This window comes from Hydrogenophaga sp. (genome assembly GCF_965657535.1).
Taxonomy (GTDB): domain Bacteria; phylum Pseudomonadota; class Gammaproteobacteria; order Burkholderiales; family Burkholderiaceae_C; genus Hydrogenophaga.
In genome coordinates this window covers 38,114-57,822 of the sequence record NZ_CBFHOP010000001.1, presented here as the reverse complement: position 1 = coordinate 57,822, position 19,709 = coordinate 38,114, and the positions used below count along the sequence as shown (strand labels likewise).

Below are 19,709 nucleotides of genomic sequence, written 5' to 3'. Positions count from 1 at the left end.
GCTGGTTAAAGCAGCGCCGGAAACAGCTTCACCAGCCCGGTGGCCATCACCTCCACCGCCAGCGCGGCCAGGATCAGGCCCATCAGCCGGGTCATCACGTTGATGCCGGTCTGGCCCAGGAAGCGCGAAATGGGTTGTGCCAGCGTGAAGCACACGGCGGTGGCCAGTGCGATCACCACGCCGTAACCGACCAGCGCGGCGTGCTGCAGAAACGTAGCGGCCTGGTCGGCGTAGATCACCACGGTGGACATGGTGGCCGGCCCCGTGAGCAGTGGAATGGTGAGCGGGACCACGGCAATGGATGCACGGGCCGAGGCGTCGTCCACCTCGCCCTGGGTGGTCTTGGCTTCGGCGGGCTGGGCGTTCAGCATGGACAGTGCCGACGTGAGCAGCAGCATGCCGCCACCCACCTGAAAGCTGGCCAGCGAAATGCCGAAAAATTCCAGAATCTGCAGGCCGATGATGGCGCAGGTAGCGATGACAGCAAATGCACTGATGGACGAGATCAGGATGGTGCGCTTGCGCTGCGCCGCGCTGAAACCCTGCGTGTAATGAATGAAAAATGGAACGATGGCCAACGGGTTGACGATGGCCAGCAGGGTGATGAGGGGCTTGAAATCCATGCTGCGGATTGTGGGGCAGGAACCGCGCTGGCACACCGCATCAGCAGCTTTCAGGGTGCATTCATGCCTTGCCCGGAGCACCGGGCAGGCGCCGGCGGAACATGCCGTAACCCTCCATGTGCAGCACCTTGTCGCCATGCTGGTTGAACATTTCCCACACCGTGCGCACCAGACCCACATCGGGCCGTTTGCTCATGGCGCGCTTCTCGGTGATGGTGTGTTGCAACCGCAGCACGTCGCTGGGGTAGACCGGCTTGGTCCATTTCAGGCTTTCCAGCCCGGGTGAGCCCAGGCTGGACGTTTCATGCAGAAAGTTCGTCACCATCAGCCGCATGGCCATGGCGCAGGTGTGCCAGCCGCTGGCACTCAAGGCGCCAAACACCGATGCCTTGCCGCCTTCTTCGCTCAGGTGAAACGGCTGCGGGTCGAACTGGCTGGCAAACGCGATGATCTGTTCCTTCGTTGGGGACACGCTGCCCAGGTCGCGCACCTGGCCAATCTCCAGGTCTTCCCACCAGATCTGGATGTGCGGGCTTTGTTCGGGGGTGGTGGCGGTCATGTTCGTCTTTCAAGGTGCCGGCGTTCCATCCTGGCGTGTAAAAAAGGCGCAGCCCAGGGCACCGCCGGGCGGGCTTTGCCGGACGGCCAGTGCCGCCCCCCAAAAGGGGGGAGCGCGAAGCGCTGCGGGGGTGTCATTTCACCTTCCTCCTGAGACGTCCAGCAAAGACATGGTGGTGTAACTCGCCGCATCAGACAGCAGCCACACGATGGCTTGCGCCACTTCCTCGGCCGTGCCGCCGCGCTGCATCGGCACCAGGTGCTTCAGGTCTTGCACCCGGTTGGGCAAGCCGCCGGAAGCGTGAATCTCGGTCTCGATCAGGCCTGGGCGCACCGCGTTCACGCGAATGCCTTCGCTCGCCACTTCCTTGGCCAGCCCGATGGTGAAGGCATCCACGGCGCCTTTGGCCGCGGCGTAGTCCACATACTGGCCCGGCGAGCCCAGACGCGATGCCGCGCTGGACACGTTGACGATGGCGCCCCCGCTGCCGCCGTACCGCGTGCTCATGCGCCGCACGGCTTCGCGGGCGCAGAGCATGCTGCCCAGCACGTTGATGTCAAACATGCGGCGCCACCGGGCCATGTCCATCTCGTCCACGCGCGCGCTCACGTCCACCACGCCGGCGTTGTTGACCAGCCCACTCAGCGGCCCGAGCTTGGCGTCCACCCGGGCAAACATCGCCATCACCTGGGCTTCGTTGGCCACGTCGGCCTGCACCGCCATGGCGGTGCCGCCGCTGGCGCGGATGCGGCGTACTACCTCGTCGGCGGCCAGCGAATTCGCCGTGTAGTTCACCGCCACCGCCCAGCCCTGCTGCGCGGCCAGCAAGGCGGTGGCCGCGCCGATACCGCGGCTGGCGCCCGTCACCAAAAGCACTGGGTTCATAACCGGTCTCCTGCAAAGAATGGTGGCATCGCTTACAACACGGGCTCACCCAAAACACCATTACAACAGCGCCAGGAGACACCCATGCGTCGCACACTCGACTATTACTTCGCCCCCCAGAGCCCCTGGATGTACCTGGGCCATGCCCGGCTGAACGAACTGCTGCAGCGAACGGACACCGAGGTGCGCGTGCGCCCGGTGGACTTTGGCCACATTTTTTCCGTGTCGGGCGGTCTGCCCTTGCCGCAGCGCGCCCCGCAGCGCCAGGCCTACCGGCTGGTGGAGCTGCGCCGTTTTAGCGAAGCGCTGGGCCTGCCTTTGAACCCGCAGCCGCGCCACTTCCCGCTGCCTGGTGACCCGTCGGCACTGCTCATCACGGCGGTGGCCACGCACGACGGCGCAGGCGCTGCCATGCGGCTCACGGGGGCCATTGGGCAGGCCATCTGGGCGCAAGAGCGCAACATGGCCGACGCTGCCGAGCTGGCCGCTGTGTTGGCCGAATGTGGGCTGGACGCCCAGCGGCTGGCGCAGGCCCAAGACGCCGACAACCAGGCGCTTTACGCGCAGCACACCCGCGAGGCGGTTGACGCCGGGGTGTTTGGTGCGCCAAGCTATGCGGTGGATGGCGAGATTTTTTGGGGCCAAGACCGGCTTGATTTCGTTGAGCGCCGCTTGACGGCTTGAATTTTCATTTCAAAAACCAACACACAGGAGCACCGCATGGGCCAGTTCGTCGAACTCACTGCCGCTGACGGTTTCACCTTTCCCGCCTACGTGGCGCAACCCACCGGCAAACCCAAGGGCGGCCTGGTGGTGCTGCAAGAAATTTTTGGCGTCAATTCGCACATCTGTTCGGTGGCCGATGGCTACGCCGCCGACGGGTATTTCGTGGTCGCGCCGTCCACCTTTCACCGCGTCAAGGCCGGTGTGGAACTGGGCTACACCGAGGCCGACATGGGCGCCGGTTTCGCGCTGAAAACGGCGGTCGAAGCCCTGCCCGAGCCCGGCGTCATGCCCGACATCCAGGCCGCCATCGACCACGCGGCGCAGGCCGGCAAGGTCGGCATCTTGGGATACTGCTGGGGTGGTTTGCTCACCTGGCGCTCCGCGTGCCTGCTCAAAGGCTTGTCTGCGGCGGTGCCTTACTACGGTGGCGGCATGACGGGTGAGGCCGATGCCACCCGCCACCCCCAGGTGCCCGTGCTGGCCCATTTTGGCGACCAGGACCACTGGATTCCCCTGGACACGGTGGAGGCCTTCAAAACCGCCCAGCCCGGCGTGGCGGTGCAGGTGTACGCGGCCAACCACGGCTTCAACTGCGACCAGCGCGGCTCTTATAACCAGGCCGCCGCCGAGCTGGCGCGCGAACGCACGCTGGCCTTCTTGGCCCTGCATGTGGGCTGACGGTATGTCCCGCGGGCGCCTGGGGTTGGCAGCAGTCGGGCTCTGGTTTGGCGCCCAGGCGCTGGCGCAAAGCCCACCGCCTTACACCGGCCCGCTGTTTGACGCCCACCTGCACTACAACGACGAAGCCTGCGTGCGCGACGCGCCCGCACCGGGTTGCCCTCACCCGCTGGCCGATGTGCTGGCGCGCATGCAGGCCAGCGGCGTGCGCGGCGTGCTGGCCAATTCGCGGCCCAACGACGGCACCCAAGCCCTGGCGACGGCGCTCGACCAGACCCGCGCCGCCGGCGTCACCGTGGTGCCCTTTGTGCGCCTGTACCGCAACCGTGCCGACTACAACAACTGGTTCCGGGACGAAACCATTGTGGATCTGGTGCAGACTGAGCTGGCCAGAGGCACGCCAGCCGGCCCCTACCGCGGCCTGGGCGAATTTCATTTGTACGACAACGCCAACGCCAATGGCCCGGTGGCCCAAAAGCTCATGGCCCTTGCCGAAGAAAAAGGTCTGGCTATCCTGGCCCATGTGGACGACGTGGCCATCGACCTGTTGATGGCGAGCACGCCGTCCAAGGGGCAGAGGCTGCGTCTGGTCTGGGCACACACCGGCATTGGTGGCACACCGGCAGCGCGTGTGGACGAGCTCATGGCCCGCTACCCGCTGCTCATGGGCGAGCTGTCATACCGCCCCGGCCTCACCTGCGAGGGCGGGCAGCTGTGCCCCGAGTGGCGCGGCCTCATGCTCAAGTACCCCGACCGCTTCATGATCGGGTCTGACACCTGGGTCAACCAGCGCTGGCTGTACTACGGCGATCTGATGCAGGGCTACCGCACCTGGCTTGGTGGCTTGCCACCCGGCGCGGCGCAGCGCATTGCCTGGGACAATGGTGCACGCCTGTTTGGCGTGGCCACGCCCACAAACTGAACATGATTCAACTGCATTACTACCCGAGCACCGCCAGCATGGTGCCGCACATCTTGCTGGAAGAGCTGGGCGTGCCTTACGAGCGTGTGCTGGTTGATCGCACCCAGGACGCCCAGAAAACCACGGCCTACCTGAAGCTCAACCCCAACGGGTTGATTCCGGTGCTGACCGACGGTGACCTGGTGCTCTACGAGACCGCCGCCATTGCCCTGCACCTGTGCGACACACATCCCGCCAGTGGCTTGGCGCCTGCGCTTGGCACGCACGAACGCGCGCACTTCTACAAATGGCTGATGTGGTTGACCAACACGCTGCAGAGCGCGCTCATGGTGTATTTTTATCCTGAGCGCTGGGTGAATGCTGGCAACGCAGCCGGCGCCGCTGAGGTGAAACACCATGCTGAAATTCGCGTCAACAACTTGCTGAAACAGCTCGACGCCGAGTTCGTGCGCCACGGTGGCCCCTGGTTCATGGGTCAGGCCTACACCGCACTCGACGCCTATGTGTTCACGCTGTGCCGCTGGACACGCGGTTTTGCCAGCGCGCCTGCGCGAGACAAGCGGCACCTGGGCCCTTACCTGCAACGCATGCTGGACCGGCCCGCGGTGCAGCGTGTGCTGGTCAACGAGGGGCTGACGCCTCCCTTTGTGTGACGCCGGTTAACGGCCAGCGTGCGCGATGTAACGCTTGCGCCAGAACAGCACGCTGAGCACCACCGCCGTCAGGCTCATGGTGCCGATCGCCCACCAGAACCCCGACGTCTCGTGCAGCAATGGGATGAATTCAAAGTTCATGCCGAAAATGCCCGCGATCAGGTTCAGCGGCAGAAAGATGGCGGTCAGCGCGGTGAGCGTGCGCATGGTGTCGTTGGTGCGGTTGCTCTGGGCCGAAAAGTGCATCTGGATCGCGACCTCGGCATTTTGTTCGAGCTGACGCACATGGTGCACCACGCGCTGGATGTGTTCCAGCAGGTCCCGGCTCCGCACCCGGAGCAGCTCCAACCCACGGTGACCACCGAAGTGGTCGGTGCCTTGCTCGCTGACCTCCCATTCCGCCAGCGCCTCGATCCAGTCCAGGATGGCCGAACGCTGGTCTTCGCAGATCTCGTCCAAATGGTGCAAGGCGATGCGCGCTTCCAGCAGCGCTCCCCAGTTGTTGAAACGCGCCTTGGGGTGCAGCAGCTCAGACTGCCAGTGATCCAGTTGGCGGGTCAGTTCACGGCGCAGCGCCAAGTAGCCGTCGACCAGATGGTTGACGATGCGCAGCATCAGATCGGCTGAACTGCCTGGAATCTGAGCGCCGCTGACACGCACATCCGTTGCGCCAGACGACATCAGCCGCGAGGCGTAATGCGCCAGCGTGGTGCAACCCGGCGGGTGCACGGTGAGCAGCACGCGGTCGAACAGGGCGAAACCCACTGGACTGGTGTCGATACGGCGCAGCACCGGAGGCCCGCTCTTTCTGGGCCGTTGAACCGGCGTCGGTTGGGTGTCTCGGGGGCTTTCGCCATGACCCGCCGCTAGGCGCCGGAAGACCAGAACATCGTATTGCGAGGTGTAGTCAAAGTGCGAGGGCAGGTGCGGGTTGAGCAGGTCAGAAACGTGCAGATCCACGATGGACACGCCGCACAGATCGCGCAGACTGGCCTGGATCATGGCCTGTTGCTGTTCGAATTCGCTTCTCTCGCAGGCGATCCAGACATAGCCTCGCTCGGGCAAGGCGGCTGGTGGCACCGCGTTTTCGCTGACGCCGCCGGGAACGATGCTGAAAACGCGCATGGCGCCTGTGTGTCCGAGCGGGTTCAGCCGCGCAGCAGCCGCGCGGCGTCGCGCGCAAAGTAGGTCAGCACGCCATCGGCGCCGGCGCGTTTGAAGGCCAGCAGACTTTCCATCATCACCGCGTCGTGGTCCAGCCAGCCATTGAGGGCGGCGGCCTTGAGCATGGCGTATTCGCCACTCACCTGGTAGGCGAACGTGGGCACGGCGAATTCGTCTCTCACCCGGCGCACAATGTCCAGGTAGGGCATGCCAGGCTTGACCATCACCATGTCCGCGCCCTCGGCCAGATCCAGCGCCACCTCGCGCAGCGCCTCGTCGCTGTTGCCTGGGTCCATCTGGTAGACCTTTTTGTCGGCCTTGCCCAGGTTGGCCGCCGATCCCACGGCATCGCGGAACGGGCCGTAGAAAGCGCTGGCGTACTTGGCGCTGTAAGCCATGATGCGCGTGTGAACCAGGCCATGCGCCTCCAGTGCCTGGCGGATGGCGCCGATGCGGCCGTCCATCATGTCGCTGGGCGCCACCATGTCCACGCCCGCTTCGGCTTGGGTCACGGCCTGTTTCACCAGGATATCAACCGTGGGGTCGTTCAGGATGTAGTTGTGCTCGTCCAGCAGACCGTCCTGGCCGTGGCTGGTGTAGGGGTCCAGCGCCACGTCGGTCATCACGCCCAGCTGGGGGAAACGTTTTTTCAGTTCGCGCACTACGCGCGGCACCAGGCCGTTGGGGTTCAGCGCTTCCTGGCCGTCGGGCGTCTTGAGTGCCTGGTCGATCACCGGGAACAGCGCCATCACCGGAATGCCCAGCTTCACGCAGTCTTCGGCCACCGGCAGCAGCAGGTCCAGGCTCAAGCGTTCCACGCCGGGCATGGAGCCCACCGCTTCGCGGCGGTTCTCGCCGTCCAGCACAAACACGGGGTAGATCAGATCGGCGGGGCTGAGCCGGTGCTCGCGCACCAAGTCGCGGGTGAAGGCGTCGCGGCGCAGGCGGCGGGGACGGTAGAGGGGGTAGGGGGCAGGTGGGTACATATTCAGCATTGTGTCAAAGTGCCAGGCCGTGCATCCTGTCGATTGGGGGTCGGTGTTAAACGCTGGCCATCGATTGAAAAACCTAAAAGATTGTGTTGAACTGTGCAGTAGTAAGAAAATACTGCCAGTGGCGGGCAGATCAAGGTCCGCTGAAGGTGGTATTTTTAACCGTCGATTGACTGAAAACCGACCGTGGCGTGGTGCCAGCACCTTGTTGCGCACGGCTCTGCAGGTATCTTGTCGGTCGGTGGCCTCAACTGTCTACATATTTCTCTCGTCATGCAGCAAACCAAAAAAAGCAACGCGAACACATCCGCGTCAGTCAAGCCCGGGGGGGGTGTTGAGCCCGATGGATGGACGCTGGACGAACATTGGCCCGAATTGTTGGCGGGCCTGGCAGACCAGATCACCGAAGGCGTCAGCACCCTGCAAAGCAGCATCGACCAATTGCTGGTCAAAGGCCGCATCACCAAGGCCGAGCACCGCGCGCTCAGCATCCCGGCCGAGCGCATTAAGGTCAGCGGTATCAGTGCGCAGCAAATCAACCGCTTTTACAGTGGCCGCATTCGGCAGTCGCACGAAAAAGTCGATATGGCGGAACTGGTTGAAGGCGTGTTGCAGGAGCGAAAAAAAGAGCTCGGCGTGCTGGGCATTGCGCTGCGCCGCAAGCTCAAGCCAGTGGAGGTGCTGATCGACCCTACTGTGGCCCACACGTTTGTCAATGCGGTGCTCGACTGGGGCCTGCCTTTTGGCAGTCGGGTCGATGTGCGCATGGACCTCAATGCGTGGCCGCAGCACGCCCGCTTTCAGGTGCGCGTGTCCAACGACGGCGTGCCGCCGTCGAGCAGCACCGCGTCAGACAGCCTGAGCTGGATGTTGATCCGTCAGATTGCCATGGCCGCCGGTGGTATTGAAATCGAGCGCGAACTGAACGAAGAGGGCGTGGGTTTCACGGCGCTGTTCAACCGCACCGTGCAAGCCGTAGACGGCATTTCTGCGGTGGACCTGTCCGACGAACACTCTTCCATGTTCAAGTCGCTTTCGGGCACGTATGTGCTCACCGTGTCGCCCAATTTGCAAATTCGGGCCGATGTGCGCGACGCCCTGCGCGAGATCGGCATCATGTCTGACAGCGTGGTCGACTTCGGGCAGGCCCGTGAGGCGCTCAAGGGCCGCATGCCCAACCTGATCGTGATCGACACCGAAATCAAGGACGACGAGTTCGAGGCTTTTCGCCGCGAGCTGTTGCGTGAGGTGTTCGAATTTCCGTTTGTCGAAATTTCGCCGGACGACAGCTCCTTCGACATGTCGGGTTTCGGTGAGTTTTCCATGGCGAAAGTGGGTCGAGGCAACATCCGCGAGGCCTTGGGCACTGCGGTTATGTTTGAACTTGCCAAGATGATGTAAGCCTTTGGCGAACACACTTGCCAGCTTTTTGAGCTCTTTGTCAGATTTGACAGGGGTGCGGTGGCATCAAGAAAATATTGGTGTACCATTTCACCTGAGTGAGCCGAAAGGTGAGCTCCCCGCTTTTCCTCCCTGAGCGGGTGCCTTGGTGTGTGACAGCAAAAAGGCTTCCTAACCCGGCCCTATGGGCCGGGTTTTTTTTCGCCACCGTTTTCTCAGCGCTGTCGCTGTGAGGTTGGCGAGTGGGGCGGGAGGTGGCGGCTACACTGCCTTCATGCTATGGGTCAAATCTTTTCATATCGTTTTCATCGCCAGCTGGTTTGCCGGTCTTTTTTACCTGCCGCGCATCTTTGTCAACTTGGCCATGGTGCCGCCCGAAAGCGTGGCTGAGCGACAGCGTTTGCTGCTCATGGCACGCAAGCTGATGCGTTTCACCACCCTGCTGGCCGTGCCCGCGTTGGCATTGGGCTTGTGGATGTGGCTGCCCGCGCCGGTGGGCTGGGGTTTCGGCTGGGGCTCTGGCAACGGCTGGATGCACGCCAAGCTGGCGGTGGTTGCCTTGATCCTCGGCTACCACCATGCTTGCGGTGTCATGCTGCGCAAGTTTGAACATGGCAACAACCGGCACAACCACGTTTGGTACCGCTGGTTCAACGAGGCACCGGTGATCATGCTGGTGGTGGTCGTGGTGCTGGTGGTGGTCAAGCCTTTCTGAGGCGCTGGGCATGGCAACGTCAGTTGACCGGGTGGCGCTGCGTTGGGTCGCCCGGGTTGTTGCAGGGCGCCCTTTGGCCACCCCATCCGATCGGCCCAGCAGCCGCTTTTAGCTTGAATCCCCGTTCATCTGCCTGGCCGCTGGCCCTGCTGTTTGCGGGGCTGGTGGTGTATGCCAGTTTCTATCCGTTCACAGGCTGGCGTGTTCAAGGCGTTGCGCCGCTGGCGTTTTTGCATGCGCCACTGCCGCAGTATTGGACCGGCTTTGACGTGGTGGCCAACCTCGTTGGGTATGCCCCGCTGGGTTTTTTGCTGGCACTCGCGCTGTTGCGCTCGGGGTGGCCGCGTGCGGCCTGGCCGCTGGCGGTGTGCTTTTCGGCCTTGCTCTCGCTCGCAGTGGAGGCGCTGCAAAACTACCTGCCCATGCGCGTGCCGTCCAACGTGGACTTTGCCCTGAATGCAACAGGCGGCCTGGCGGGCGCTAGCACCGCCTGGGTGCTGGAGCGGCTGGGAGGTGTGCGCCGCTGGAGCCAGTTTCGAGCCGACTGGTTCGACCCCGGCGCCCACGGCGGGCTGGTTTTGCTGGCTTTGTGGCCCTTGGCTTTGCTGTATCCCGTGTCGGTGCCCTTCGGTTTGGGCCAGGTTGCAGAGCGGCTGGAAGCGGGGTTGCGGCGCCTGTTGGCCGAAACCCCTTTTCTGGAATGGTTGCCGTTGCGCGCGCAGGTGCCCGAGCCGCTGAGCCCACTGGCCGAGGCTTTATGTGTCGCACTGTGTCTGCTGGCCCCTTTGCTGATGGGTTACGCCGACCTGCGCTCCGTGCTGCGCCGCTTGATCTTTGCGTGCCTGTTGTTTCTTTGCGCTGTGGCGACGGCGTCCCTGTCCTCGGCGCTCACTTACGGCCCAAGCCATGCTTGGTCCTGGTTCAACCTGCCAGCGGGCATGGGGGTGGTCTTGGCCATGCTGGTCGCATTGGCCCTGCTGGCTTTGCCGCGCAGGGTGTGCACGGTGGCCATGCTGCTGAGCCTGGCGGTTTCGTTGAGTCTGCTGAACCGGGCGCCCGTCAGCCCGTATTTCGCGCAGTCGTTGGAAGTCTGGGAGCAAGGCCGGTTCATCCGTTTCCATGGACTCTCACAATGGCTGGGCTGGCTGTGGCCGTTTGCTGCCCTGGTTTTTGGTGTGCAGGCGGTGCTTCGGCCCCCTGCCGGGCGCTAAGCAAGCGCCAGGGCGAGCACTAAAATCAGCTCCATGTCTGAAAACAAGTCTTATTACGAGCGACACATTTTTTTCTGCCTGAACCAGCGCGAAGGTGGCGAGGATTGCTGTGCCCAACACAAGGCCCAGGCGGCGTTTGACCGGTGCAAGTCGCAGGCCAAAGCACAGGGTTTGCTGGGTCCGGGCAAAGTGCGCGTCAACAAGGCGGGCTGTCTGGACCGCTGTGCTGGCGGTCCCATTGCCGTGGTTTACCCCGAAGCGGTTTGGTACACCTATGTCGACGAGAGCGATATCGACGAAATTGTGCAATCGCACTTGCGCGACGGTGTGGTGGTGCAGCGCCTGGTGACGCCACCCGACGTCGGCCGCTGACCCCATGTATCTTGGCGCAGTGCCTGCAACCGCAGGCTTGCGCGGTTTTTCCCGGAGTTTGCTCATGAATGCCCAGACCGAATACCTGCTGCAGGACGGCCCAGCGGGTCGGCTGGAGGTGGCCATTGACCGGCCCACCGATCCCGCTGTGGGCGTGGCGGTGATCGCACACCCCCATCCCCTGCATGGCGGCACCTTGTCCAACAAAGTGGTGCAGACATTGGCGCGCGCTTGCGTGATGGCGGGTTGGACTGCTGTACGCTTCAATTTTCGAGGGGTGGGGCGCAGCGAGGGCGTCTATGACGAGGGCCAAGGCGAGCTGGACGACCTGCTCGCCGTGATCGCCACGCAGGCGCCCGCTGGCCCGTTGTGCCTGGCGGGTTTTTCGTTTGGGGCTTTTGTGACCAGCCACGCCGCCGCGCAGGTGCGGGATACGCGCGACTTGCAGCGCCTGGTGCTGGTCGGTACCGCTGCCAGCCGTTTCGGGGTGGCCGCCGTTGCGGCGGAACTCCATGGTCGCACACTGGTCATTCATGGTGAGCAGGACGATACCGTGCCGCTCGCGTCTGTATTGGACTGGGCCAGGCCCCAGGTGCTGCCGGTGCTGGTGGTGCCCGCAGGCGGCCATTTCTTTCACGGGCAGTTGCCGTTGCTGCGTGATCTGGTGTTGCGGCATTTGCGCGTCTGATCCAGGCCGGGCCGTTCGTTTTCTTTTTTTCTTCATCCAAGGACAGCGTTTTGTTGCGTCGATTGTTTCTCCGTGTGTTGTTCCTCTCTTTGTCGACGTTGGCGGTTTTCCCAGCCGTAGCCCAGTTGTCGCAGCCGCCCGAGGTCGCTGCCAAAGCCTATCTGCTGCTGGATCTCACGTCGGGCCAGGTGCTGGCGGCCAAAGATCCTGACCAGCCGGTGGAGCCGGCCTCCCTCACCAAGCTCATGTCCGCTTACCTGGTGTTTGACGCCCTCAAGGCCGGCAAGATCAGCTTGACCCAGACCTTTCCCGTGAGCGAGCGGGCCTGGAAAATGCCGGGCTCGCGCATGTTCATTGACCCCAAGATGCAGGTGCCGGTCGAAGACCTCATCAAAGGCATGATCGTGCAGTCGGGCAACGACGCCACTGTGGCTCTGGCGGAGGGCGTGGGGGGGTCTGTCGAGCGCTTTGTCCAGATGATGAACGAGCAGGCGAAAGCGCTGGGCATGTCCAGCAGCGGCTTCAAAAACCCCGAAGGCCTGACCGTTGCCGGCCACACCACCACGGCGCGGGATCTGGCCACGCTGGCCACCCGCCTCATGCGCGATTTCCCGGAATACGTGCCTTATTACGCCATTCAGCGCTACCGCTACCCGGGCACGCCTGCGGCCAATGACACCAACCGCAACCTGCTGCTGTTTCGCGACCCGAGCGTCGACGGGTTGAAGACCGGACACACCAACGCCGCGGGCTACTGCCTGGTGGCCACGGCCCGCCGCCAAGTGTCGGCGCTCGGCGAGGGCCCCCAAGGGCAACGCCGTTTGCTCAGCGTGTTGCTGGGTGCTTCAAGCGAAAACGCGCGTGCCGCCGAAAGCCAGAAGCTGCTGAACTGGGGTTACGCCGCCTTCGAGGCGGTGCGGCTGTTCCCTGCAGGTGCGTCGGTGGCCACACCGCGGGTCTGGAAAGGCAAAACCCCCGTGGTGAAGCTGGGCCAGCCCGGTGGCGTGGTGGTTTCGGTGCCAGCTGGTGAAGGTGGCCGTCTGAAAACCGACATCGTGCGCCCCGATCCGCTGGTGGCGCCGCTCTTGCAGGGGCAATCCGTGGGTGTGTTGCGTGTCAGCCTGGCCAGCGGTGCGTTGGTCACCGAGCTGCCACTCACCGTACTCGAAACGGTGGAAGAGAGCGGTCTGATCGGCCGCGCCTGGGATGCTTTGCGCCTCTGGATCCAGTGAGAGCCAGGCCGGCTGGGCCACCTGTTTTCAGCAGAAGTGCCACTTCGATGGCTCGCTTTTGATCGATCAGCCTCATTTGGTTTGCCAGAAAATTGGCCCCGTGCTACAGTCGAGGGCTTTTCGGAATCTTCCGGGAAGTATCCGTTTTTGCTTTTTTTAAACGTTTAGGGACGTTTCATGCCAACTATCAATCAACTCGTGCGCCACGGCCGGGAGGTCGAAAAGACCAAATCCAAGAGCCCGGCCATGGAAAACTCTCCGCAGCGTCGCGGTGTGTGCACCCGTGTGTACACCACGACCCCCAAGAAGCCCAACTCCGCTCTGCGTAAGGTTGCCAAAGTGCGCCTGACCAACGGTTTTGAGGTCATCTCCTACATCGGCGGCGAAGGCCACAACCTGCAGGAACACAGCGTCGTGCTGGTTCGCGGTGGTCGTGTCAAGGACTTGCCCGGTGTGCGTTACCACATCGTGCGTGGTTCGCTCGACTTGCAAGGCGTGAAAGACCGCAAGCAGTCGCGCTCCAAGTACGGTGCCAAGAAGCCCAAGGCCAAATAAGCTCCGCTTCGTCCAGATATCCAGTTGCTGTTTCCCCGCGTGGCGCGGTGATCCAGTGTCGTGACCCCAAGCGCGGAATGTTTCGTGTGGGTCGAGTAAGTGAGGGTTCCACTGACCCTCGCGGTGTCTGAAAAGATGCCAACTGAAGTTTTATGAGGTGAAAAAATGCCACGTCGTCGCGAAGTCCCTAAACGTGAAATCCTGCCGGATCCCAAGTTCGGCAATGTCGAGCTCTCCAAGTTCATGAACGTGATCATGGAAGGCGGCAAAAAAGCTGTCGCCGAGCGCATCATTTACGGTGCCCTGGAGCAGATCGAAAAGAAAACCGGTAAAGATCCGGTTGAAATCTTCTCGAACGCCATCAACAACGTCAAGCCCATGGTGGAAGTCAAGTCCCGTCGCGTGGGCGGTGCCAACTACCAGGTGCCCGTTGAAGTGCGTCCTGTCCGTCGTCTGGCGCTGTCCATGCGCTGGATCAAGGAGGCTGCGCGCAAGCGCAGCGAGAAGTCCATGGCTATGCGCCTGGCCAATGAGTTGGTCGAGGCCACTGAAGGCCGTGGCGGCGCCATGAAGAAGCGTGACGAAGTGCACCGCATGGCCGAAGCCAACAAGGCTTTCAGCCACTTCCGCTTCTAAGACCTGTTCCCAACGTCAGTTCAAGCGAGCCCGCAGACCCCAAAAAGGGTGGCGGGCTTGCCTTATTCAGGAGTATTTTCATGGCACGAGTTACGCCACTGGAGCGGTACCGCAATATCGGTATTTCCGCTCACATCGACGCCGGCAAGACCACCACCACCGAGCGCATTCTTTTCTACACCGGTGTGAACCACAAAATTGGTGAAGTGCACGACGGTGCCGCCACCATGGACTGGATGGAGCAGGAGCAGGAGCGTGGTATCACCATCACATCCGCTGCCACCACGTGCTTCTGGCGCGGTATGGACGGCTCTTTCCCTGAGCACCGTTTCAACATCATCGACACCCCCGGTCACGTGGACTTCACCATCGAGGTGGAGCGTTCCATGCGCGTGCTGGACGGCGCTTGCATGGTGTACTGCGCTGTGGGTGGTGTTCAGCCCCAGTCGGAAACCGTCTGGCGCCAAGCCAACAAGTACAAGGTGCCACGTCTGGCCTTTGTGAACAAGATGGACCGCACCGGTGCCAACTTCTTCAAGGTCGTGGACCAGATGAAGACGCGCCTCAAGGCCAACCCAGTGCCGATCGTCATCCCTATCGGTGCCGAAGAGCATTTCACGGGCGTGGTTGACCTGCGCAAGATGAAGGCCATCATTTGGGACGAAGCGTCCCAGGGCATGAAGTTCACCTTCACCGACATTCCTGCCGAGCTGCTTGAGCTGGCGCAGGAATGGCGCGAGAAGATGGTCGAGGCTGCGGCCGAATCCAGCGAAGAGCTGATGGACAAGTACCTCGGCGGTGAAGCGCTGACCGAAGATGAGATCACCGCTGGTTTGCGTGCCCGCACGCTCGCTTGCGAGATCCAGCCCATGTTGTGTGGCACCGCGTTCAAGAACAAAGGTGTTCAGCGCATGCTGGATGCCGTTATCGAACTGCTGCCTTCGCCAGTGGATATCGAAGACGTCAAGGGCACCGACGACGACGAGGCTCCCACCACCCGCAAGGCCGACGACGAAGAGAAGCTGTCGGCATTGGCATTCAAGCTCATGACCGACCCGTTCGTGGGTCAGCTGACCTTCGTTCGTGTGTATTCGGGCGTCATTAAAAAAGGCGATACCGTTTACAACGCGGTCAAGGGCAAGAAAGAGCGTATTGGCCGTATCGTTCAGATGCACGCCAACAACCGCCTGGAAGTTGAAGAGATTCGTGCTGGCGACATTGCCGCCTGCGTGGGCTTGAAAGACGTGACCACGGGCGAAACCCTGTGCGATCCATCGGCCATCATCATGCTGGAGCGCATGGTGTTCCCTGAGCCTGTGATTGCGCAGGCCGTCGAACCCAAGACCAAAGCCGACCAGGAAAAGATGGGCATTGCACTGGGTCGCCTGGCTGCAGAAGATCCATCGTTCCGTGTGCGCACCGACGAAGAGTCGGGCCAGACCATCATCGCCGGTATGGGCGAGCTGCACCTGGACATCATCGTTGACCGCATGCGCCGTGAATTCGGCGTGGAGGCCAACGTGGGTAAACCACAAGTGGCTTACCGCGAAACCATTCGCGGCACCATCGAAGATGCCGAAGGCAAGTTCGTTCGCCAGTCCGGTGGTAAAGGCCAATACGGTCACGTTGTGCTCAAGATCGAGCCGCAAGAGCCGGGCAAAGGCTTCGAATTCGTCGACGCCATCAAAGGTGGTGTGGTGCCGCGCGAGTACATTCCTGCGGTTGAAAAAGGCGTGATCGAAGCGCTCGGCCAAGGCGTGCTGGCGGGTTATCCCGTGGTGGACGTGAAGGTCACGCTGCACTTCGGTTCGTACCACGACGTGGACTCCAACGAACTCGCCTTCAAGATGGCGGCTATCTTCGGTTTCAAGGAAGGCTGCCGCAAGGCCCAGCCGGTCATCCTGGAGCCCATGATGGCCGTGGAAGTCGAAACGCCTGAAGACTACGCCGGTACCGTGATGGGTGACCTCTCTAGCCGCCGCGGCATGGTGCAGGGCATGGACGACATGGTGGGTGGTGGCAAGGCCATCAAGGCCGAAGTGCCCCTGTCCGAAATGTTCGGTTACTCGACGTCGCTGCGCTCGGCCACGCAAGGCCGCGCCAGCTACACGATGGAATTCAAGCATTACTCTGAAGCACCGCGCAACGTGGCAGAAGCCATCGTTGCATCGCGCGCCAAGTAAATCGCCACTCGGAAGCTCCCACCCAAAGGATTCAATCTCTTGGGTTGGGCGCAAGATTTAGCCGGTCTGCGATCATGCGCCGCTCTGTCCCCGTGCGGAGCGAATCAGCAGTGTGATGCAGACCTAAAACCAGTGACACGGGTTTGTTCTTTCTAAGGAATTGAAAAATGGCAAAAGAGAAATTTGAGCGGACCAAGCCGCACGTCAACGTTGGCACCATTGGTCACGTTGACCACGGTAAAACCACCCTGACCGCGGCCATCACCACCGTGCTGTCGGCCAAGTATGGCGGCTCCGCCAAGGCCTACGACCAGATCGACGCGGCTCCGGAAGAGAAGGCCCGCGGTATCACGATCAACACCGCCCACGTGGAATACGAAACGGCCAACCGCCACTACGCCCACGTCGACTGCCCCGGCCACGCTGACTATGTGAAAAACATGATCACCGGTGCGGCCCAGATGGACGGCGCCATTCTGGTGTGCTCGGCCGCTGACGGCCCCATGCCCCAGACTCGCGAGCACATCCTGCTGGCTCGCCAGGTGGGCGTGCCTTACATCATCGTGTTCCTGAACAAGTGCGACATGGTCGACGACGCCGAGTTGCTCGAGCTGGTCGAAATGGAAGTACGCGAGCTGCTGGACAAGTACGAGTTCCCAGGCGACGCCACCCCCATCATCCACGGCTCTGCCAAGCTCGCCCTCGAAGGCGACAAGGGTCCTCTGGGTGAAGAGGCCATCATGAAGCTTGCCGACGCTCTGGATACCTACATTCCCACGCCTGACCGCGCGGTGGACGGTGCCTTCCTGATGCCCGTGGAAGACGTGTTCTCCATCTCGGGTCGCGGTACCGTGGTGACCGGCCGTATCGAGCGCGGTATTGTCAAAGTTGGCGAAGAAATCGAAATCGTCGGTATTGCCGACACCCAGAAGACCACCTGCACCGGCGTGGAAATGTTCCGCAAGCTGCTGGACCAGGGTCAGGCAGGCGACAACGTCGGTATTCTGTTGCGCGGTACCAAGCGCGAAGATGTGCAGCGTGGCCAGGTGCTGTGCAAGCCCGGCACGATCAAGCCACACACCCACTTCACGGGCGAGATCTATGTCTTGTCCAAAGACGAGGGTGGCCGTCACACGCCGTTCTTCAACAACTACCGTCCGCAGTTCTACTTCCGCACGACCGACGTGACCGGTTCCATTGAGCTGCCAGAAGGCAAGGAAATGGTCATGCCAGGCGACAACGTGTCGATCACCGTCAAGCTGATCAACCCCATCGCCATGGAAGAAGGTCTGCGCTTCGCTATCCGCGAAGGCGGTCGTACCGTCGGCGCCGGTGTGGTTGCCAAGATCATTGCTTAAGGAGTTCGAATGTCTTCCAAGCAAAAAATCCGCATCCGCCTGAAGGCGTTTGACTACAAACTGATCGACAGCTCTGCTGCTGAAATCGTTGACACCGCCAAGCGCACCGGTGCGATCGTCAAGGGCCCTGTGCCCCTGCCGACCCGCATGAAGCGTTTTGACATCCTGCGCTCGCCGCACGTCAACAAGACCAGCCGCGACCAGCTCGAAATCCGCACCCACCAGCGTTTGATGGACATCGTGGACCCCACCGACAAAACGGTTGACGCCCTGATGAAGCTCGACCTGCCGGCTGGCGTGGACGTCGAAATCAAGCTGCAGTAAGCAGCTTTTGTGAGCCCAGTGGCATTTCGATGCCGCTGGGCTTGCAGAAACAAAGCCCGCTGGTTATACTGGCGGGCTTTTCGGACTTCTGTCCGGTAGGTTCGGCTTTGCCGATGCGGCCTGTCAATTTTGCAGTTGCCGTATTTTTAAAACGTGTCGGTGTCTCGTCAGAGGTGCCGACGCATCATCAGCCCCGGCCAATTGAAGTCGGGAACGGAGAAAACAATGAGTCTTAGCAACTCCCTCGGGTTGTTGGGTCGCAAGGTGGGCATGATGCGCCTGTTCACCGATGATGGGGACTCAGTTCCTGTCACGGTGGTCGACGTGTCTAACAACCGTGTGACGCAAGTCAAAACTCAAGCCAACGATGGCTACGATGCATTGCAGGTCACCTTTGGTGCCCGCCGTGCCTCACGCGTGACCAAGCCCGAAGCGGGCCACTTGGCCAAGGCCGGTGTTGAAGCGGGTGAGATCATCCAGGAATTCCGCGTCGCCTCCGACGTGGCTGCACAGTACCAGCCCGGTGCCGTGGTGGCCGCCACCGCGATCTTCGCGGCTGGCCAGAAGGTGGACGTGCAAGGTACTTCGATTGGTAAAGGCTTTGCCGGCACCATCAAGCGCCACAACTTCAAGTCGCAGCGCGCGTCGCACGGTAACAGCCGTTCGCACAACGTGCCCGGCTCGATCTCCATGGCACAAGACCCAGGTCGCGTGTTCCCCGGCAAGAAAATGACCGGTCACATGGGCGATGACACCAAAACCATTCAAAACCTCGATATTTTCCGCGTTGACGAAGCCCGTCAACTGCTGATGATTCGCGGCGCGGTGCCGGGATGCAACGGTGGCTTTCTCACCGTTCGCCCTGCCATCAAAGCCAAAGTCAACAAGGGAGCAAACTGATGCAAGTTGAACTCCTGAATGACCAGGGTCAAGCATCGTCCAATGTGGACGTGCCTGAGACCGTTTTTGGTCGCGATTACAACGAAGCGCTGATTCACCAGTTGGTCGTGGCCTACCAGGCCAACGCCCGCCAGGGTACGCGTGCGCAAAAAGACCGTGAGCAGGTCAAGCACTCGACGAAGAAGCCATTCAAACAAAAAGGCACGGGTCGCGCTCGCGCCGGTATGACGTCTTCGCCGCTGTGGCGCGGAGGCGGTCGTATTTTCCCGAACAGCCCTGACGAGAACTTCACCCAGAAGATCAACAAGAAGATGTACCGTGCCGGTATGGCTTCGATCTTCTCGCAGCTGGTTCGTGAAGGCCGTTTGTCGGTGGTGGATTCCATGAAAGTGGACTCGCCCAAGACCAAGCAATTTGCTGACAAGCTGAAGGCGATGAACCTGAGCCACGTGCTGGTGATCGCTGAAGAAGTCGACGAAAACCTGTACTTGGCTTCGCGCAACCTGCCCAACATTCTCGTTGTTGAGCCGCGTTACGCCGATCCAGTGTCTTTGGTGCACTACAAAAAGGTGATCGTCACCAAGGGCGCTATTGACCAGCTCAAGGAGATGTTCGCATGAGCGTCACGAAATACGACGAAGGCCGCTTGATGCAGGTGCTGGTAGCGCCCATCGTGTCGGAAAAAGCTACGCAAGTGGCTGAGCAAACCAACGCTGTGCTGTTCAAGGTGCTGCGTGACGCTTCTAAACCAGAAATCAAGGCCGCTGTGGAATTGATGTTCAAGGTTCAGGTCAAGGGCGTTTCCGTTCTCAACCAGAAGGGCAAAGCCAAGCGCTTCGGCAAGACCGTGGGTCGCCGCGATCATGTGCGCAAGGCTTATGTGACCCTGATGCCGGGTCAAGAGCTGAACTTCGGCGGGGAGGCTGTTTAAT

23 protein-coding genes are annotated in these 19,709 nt (G+C 61.7%); 18 read left to right on the top strand and 5 right to left on the bottom strand.

Features of this window, described 5'->3' with window-relative positions; genetic code table 11:
- Positions 1-5 precede the first annotated feature (5 nt).
- From ACTG4K_RS00375 to ACTG4K_RS00365, 3 genes are all read right to left on the bottom strand, one after another.
- On the bottom strand, positions 6-623 hold the full coding sequence (locus tag ACTG4K_RS00375; protein ID WP_439112215.1) for a MarC family protein: 618 nt from the start codon (positions 621-623) through the stop codon (positions 6-8).
- A gap of 61 nt (positions 624-684) precedes the next feature.
- Positions 685-1,182: a MaoC family dehydratase gene (locus tag ACTG4K_RS00370; protein WP_439112214.1), complete on the bottom strand. Its 498-nt coding sequence runs from the start codon at positions 1,180-1,182 to the stop codon at positions 685-687.
- A 138-nt stretch (positions 1,183-1,320) separates the two neighbouring features.
- On the bottom strand, positions 1,321-2,067 hold the full coding sequence (locus ACTG4K_RS00365) for an SDR family oxidoreductase (protein WP_439112213.1): 747 nt from the start codon (positions 2,065-2,067) through the stop codon (positions 1,321-1,323).
- An 84-nt stretch (positions 2,068-2,151) separates the two neighbouring features.
- Between ACTG4K_RS00365 and ACTG4K_RS00360 the strand changes: the two genes are divergently transcribed.
- Genes ACTG4K_RS00360 through ACTG4K_RS00345 form a run of 4 tightly spaced genes read left to right on the top strand, consistent with a single transcriptional unit; the run spans position 2,152 to position 5,046 of the window.
- Positions 2,152-2,751, top strand: a complete 600-nt coding sequence (locus ACTG4K_RS00360) for a 2-hydroxychromene-2-carboxylate isomerase (protein ID WP_439112212.1) — start codon at positions 2,152-2,154, stop codon at positions 2,749-2,751.
- A 36-nt stretch (positions 2,752-2,787) separates the two neighbouring features.
- A complete protein-coding gene (locus tag ACTG4K_RS00355) occupies positions 2,788-3,471 on the top strand; it encodes a dienelactone hydrolase family protein (protein ID WP_439112211.1) in 684 nt (227 codons plus the stop codon).
- Positions 3,472-3,475: 4 nt separating this feature from the next.
- Positions 3,476-4,393 (top strand): amidohydrolase, encoded by a 918-nt coding sequence (locus ACTG4K_RS00350; protein ID WP_439112210.1) that lies wholly within the window; start codon positions 3,476-3,478, stop codon positions 4,391-4,393.
- 2 nt (positions 4,394-4,395) lie between these two features.
- Positions 4,396-5,046, top strand: coding sequence for a glutathione S-transferase family protein (locus tag ACTG4K_RS00345; RefSeq protein WP_439112209.1), 651 nt, complete (start codon positions 4,396-4,398; stop codon positions 5,044-5,046).
- Positions 5,047-5,052: 6 nt separating this feature from the next.
- Here the strand turns inward: ACTG4K_RS00345 and ACTG4K_RS00340 are convergent, their stop codons facing one another.
- Both ACTG4K_RS00340 and hemB read right to left on the bottom strand, forming a co-directional pair.
- On the bottom strand, positions 5,053-6,171 hold the full coding sequence (locus tag ACTG4K_RS00340) for a magnesium transporter CorA family protein (protein ID WP_439112208.1): 1,119 nt from the start codon (positions 6,169-6,171) through the stop codon (positions 5,053-5,055).
- A gap of 23 nt (positions 6,172-6,194) precedes the next feature.
- Positions 6,195-7,196, bottom strand: a complete 1,002-nt coding sequence (gene hemB, locus ACTG4K_RS00335; RefSeq protein WP_439112207.1) for a porphobilinogen synthase — start codon at positions 7,194-7,196, stop codon at positions 6,195-6,197.
- A gap of 279 nt (positions 7,197-7,475) precedes the next feature.
- On the opposite strand from hemB, the gene ACTG4K_RS00330 reads away from it, so the two are divergent.
- The 14 genes from ACTG4K_RS00330 (at position 7,476) to rplW (ending at position 19,708) form a co-directional block, all read left to right on the top strand.
- A complete protein-coding gene (locus tag ACTG4K_RS00330) occupies positions 7,476-8,603 on the top strand; it encodes a hypothetical protein (RefSeq protein WP_439112206.1) in 1,128 nt (375 codons plus the stop codon).
- A gap of 274 nt (positions 8,604-8,877) precedes the next feature.
- Complete coding sequence (locus ACTG4K_RS00325) at positions 8,878-9,318, top strand: CopD family protein (RefSeq protein ID WP_439112205.1); 441 nt, start codon at positions 8,878-8,880, stop codon at positions 9,316-9,318.
- A gap of 113 nt (positions 9,319-9,431) precedes the next feature.
- On the top strand, positions 9,432-10,529 hold the full coding sequence (locus ACTG4K_RS00320; RefSeq protein ID WP_439112204.1) for a VanZ family protein: 1,098 nt from the start codon (positions 9,432-9,434) through the stop codon (positions 10,527-10,529).
- Positions 10,530-10,562: 33 nt separating this feature from the next.
- Positions 10,563-10,901: a (2Fe-2S) ferredoxin domain-containing protein gene (locus tag ACTG4K_RS00315; protein ID WP_439112203.1), complete on the top strand. Its 339-nt coding sequence runs from the start codon at positions 10,563-10,565 to the stop codon at positions 10,899-10,901.
- 64 nt (positions 10,902-10,965) lie between these two features.
- On the top strand, positions 10,966-11,589 hold the full coding sequence (locus tag ACTG4K_RS00310; protein ID WP_439112202.1) for an alpha/beta hydrolase: 624 nt from the start codon (positions 10,966-10,968) through the stop codon (positions 11,587-11,589).
- 53 nt (positions 11,590-11,642) lie between these two features.
- Positions 11,643-12,821 carry a D-alanyl-D-alanine carboxypeptidase family protein gene (locus ACTG4K_RS00305; RefSeq protein WP_439112643.1) on the top strand — a complete coding sequence of 393 codons (1,179 nt, stop codon included), beginning with the start codon at positions 11,643-11,645 and terminating at the stop codon, positions 12,819-12,821.
- A gap of 177 nt (positions 12,822-12,998) precedes the next feature.
- A complete protein-coding gene (rpsL, locus tag ACTG4K_RS00300; protein WP_056266875.1) occupies positions 12,999-13,376 on the top strand; it encodes a 30S ribosomal protein S12 in 378 nt (125 codons plus the stop codon).
- Between the two features lie 165 nt (positions 13,377-13,541).
- Complete coding sequence (rpsG, locus tag ACTG4K_RS00295) at positions 13,542-14,012, top strand: 30S ribosomal protein S7 (protein WP_439112201.1); 471 nt, start codon at positions 13,542-13,544, stop codon at positions 14,010-14,012.
- A gap of 80 nt (positions 14,013-14,092) precedes the next feature.
- Positions 14,093-16,195, top strand: coding sequence for an elongation factor G (gene fusA / locus ACTG4K_RS00290; RefSeq protein ID WP_439112200.1), 2,103 nt, complete (start codon positions 14,093-14,095; stop codon positions 16,193-16,195).
- Between the two features lie 167 nt (positions 16,196-16,362).
- Positions 16,363-17,553, top strand: a complete 1,191-nt coding sequence (gene tuf, locus ACTG4K_RS00285; RefSeq protein ID WP_439112199.1) for an elongation factor Tu — start codon at positions 16,363-16,365, stop codon at positions 17,551-17,553.
- A gap of 9 nt (positions 17,554-17,562) precedes the next feature.
- Positions 17,563-17,877, top strand: coding sequence for a 30S ribosomal protein S10 (rpsJ, locus tag ACTG4K_RS00280; RefSeq protein WP_304828262.1), 315 nt, complete (start codon positions 17,563-17,565; stop codon positions 17,875-17,877).
- Between the two features lie 225 nt (positions 17,878-18,102).
- Entirely contained in the window at positions 18,103-18,777 is a 675-nt protein-coding gene (gene rplC / locus ACTG4K_RS00275) for a 50S ribosomal protein L3 (protein ID WP_439112198.1), read from the top strand.
- A complete protein-coding gene (gene rplD, locus ACTG4K_RS00270) occupies positions 18,777-19,397 on the top strand; it encodes a 50S ribosomal protein L4 (RefSeq protein ID WP_304835050.1) in 621 nt (206 codons plus the stop codon). The genes rplC and rplD overlap by 1 nt, the downstream gene beginning before the upstream one ends.
- Complete coding sequence (gene rplW / locus ACTG4K_RS00265; protein WP_304835048.1) at positions 19,394-19,708, top strand: 50S ribosomal protein L23; 315 nt, start codon at positions 19,394-19,396, stop codon at positions 19,706-19,708. Before rplD ends, rplW begins: the two co-directional genes overlap by 4 nt.
- The last annotated feature ends 1 nt before the right edge of the window (position 19,709 follow it).

Excerpts from the sequence above, each read along its gene's own strand:
- ACTG4K_RS00375 (WP_439112215.1), bottom strand. The coding sequence starts at position 623 with ATGGATTTCAAGCCCCTCATCACCCTGCTGGCCATCGTCAACCCGTTG.
- ACTG4K_RS00370 (WP_439112214.1), bottom strand. The coding sequence starts at position 1,182 with ATGACCGCCACCACCCCCGAACAAAGCCCGCACATCCAGATCTGGTGG.
- ACTG4K_RS00365 (WP_439112213.1), bottom strand. The coding sequence starts at position 2,067 with ATGAACCCAGTGCTTTTGGTGACGGGCGCCAGCCGCGGTATCGGCGCG.
- ACTG4K_RS00360 (WP_439112212.1), top strand. The coding sequence starts at position 2,152 with ATGCGTCGCACACTCGACTATTACTTCGCCCCCCAGAGCCCCTGGATG.
- ACTG4K_RS00355 (WP_439112211.1), top strand. The coding sequence starts at position 2,788 with ATGGGCCAGTTCGTCGAACTCACTGCCGCTGACGGTTTCACCTTTCCC.
- ACTG4K_RS00350 (WP_439112210.1), top strand. The coding sequence starts at position 3,476 with ATGTCCCGCGGGCGCCTGGGGTTGGCAGCAGTCGGGCTCTGGTTTGGC.
- ACTG4K_RS00345 (WP_439112209.1), top strand. The coding sequence starts at position 4,396 with ATGATTCAACTGCATTACTACCCGAGCACCGCCAGCATGGTGCCGCAC.
- ACTG4K_RS00340 (WP_439112208.1), bottom strand. The coding sequence starts at position 6,171 with ATGCGCGTTTTCAGCATCGTTCCCGGCGGCGTCAGCGAAAACGCGGTG.
- hemB (WP_439112207.1), bottom strand. The coding sequence starts at position 7,196 with ATGTACCCACCTGCCCCCTACCCCCTCTACCGTCCCCGCCGCCTGCGC.
- ACTG4K_RS00330 (WP_439112206.1), top strand. The coding sequence starts at position 7,476 with ATGCAGCAAACCAAAAAAAGCAACGCGAACACATCCGCGTCAGTCAAG.
- ACTG4K_RS00325 (WP_439112205.1), top strand. The coding sequence starts at position 8,878 with ATGCTATGGGTCAAATCTTTTCATATCGTTTTCATCGCCAGCTGGTTT.
- ACTG4K_RS00315 (WP_439112203.1), top strand. The coding sequence starts at position 10,563 with ATGTCTGAAAACAAGTCTTATTACGAGCGACACATTTTTTTCTGCCTG.
- ACTG4K_RS00310 (WP_439112202.1), top strand. The coding sequence starts at position 10,966 with ATGAATGCCCAGACCGAATACCTGCTGCAGGACGGCCCAGCGGGTCGG.
- rpsL (WP_056266875.1), top strand. The coding sequence starts at position 12,999 with ATGCCAACTATCAATCAACTCGTGCGCCACGGCCGGGAGGTCGAAAAG.
- rpsG (WP_439112201.1), top strand. The coding sequence starts at position 13,542 with ATGCCACGTCGTCGCGAAGTCCCTAAACGTGAAATCCTGCCGGATCCC.
- fusA (WP_439112200.1), top strand. The coding sequence starts at position 14,093 with ATGGCACGAGTTACGCCACTGGAGCGGTACCGCAATATCGGTATTTCC.
- tuf (WP_439112199.1), top strand. The coding sequence starts at position 16,363 with ATGGCAAAAGAGAAATTTGAGCGGACCAAGCCGCACGTCAACGTTGGC.
- rpsJ (WP_304828262.1), top strand. The coding sequence starts at position 17,563 with ATGTCTTCCAAGCAAAAAATCCGCATCCGCCTGAAGGCGTTTGACTAC.
- rplC (WP_439112198.1), top strand. The coding sequence starts at position 18,103 with ATGAGTCTTAGCAACTCCCTCGGGTTGTTGGGTCGCAAGGTGGGCATG.
- rplD (WP_304835050.1), top strand. The coding sequence starts at position 18,777 with ATGCAAGTTGAACTCCTGAATGACCAGGGTCAAGCATCGTCCAATGTG.
- rplW (WP_304835048.1), top strand. The coding sequence starts at position 19,394 with ATGAGCGTCACGAAATACGACGAAGGCCGCTTGATGCAGGTGCTGGTA.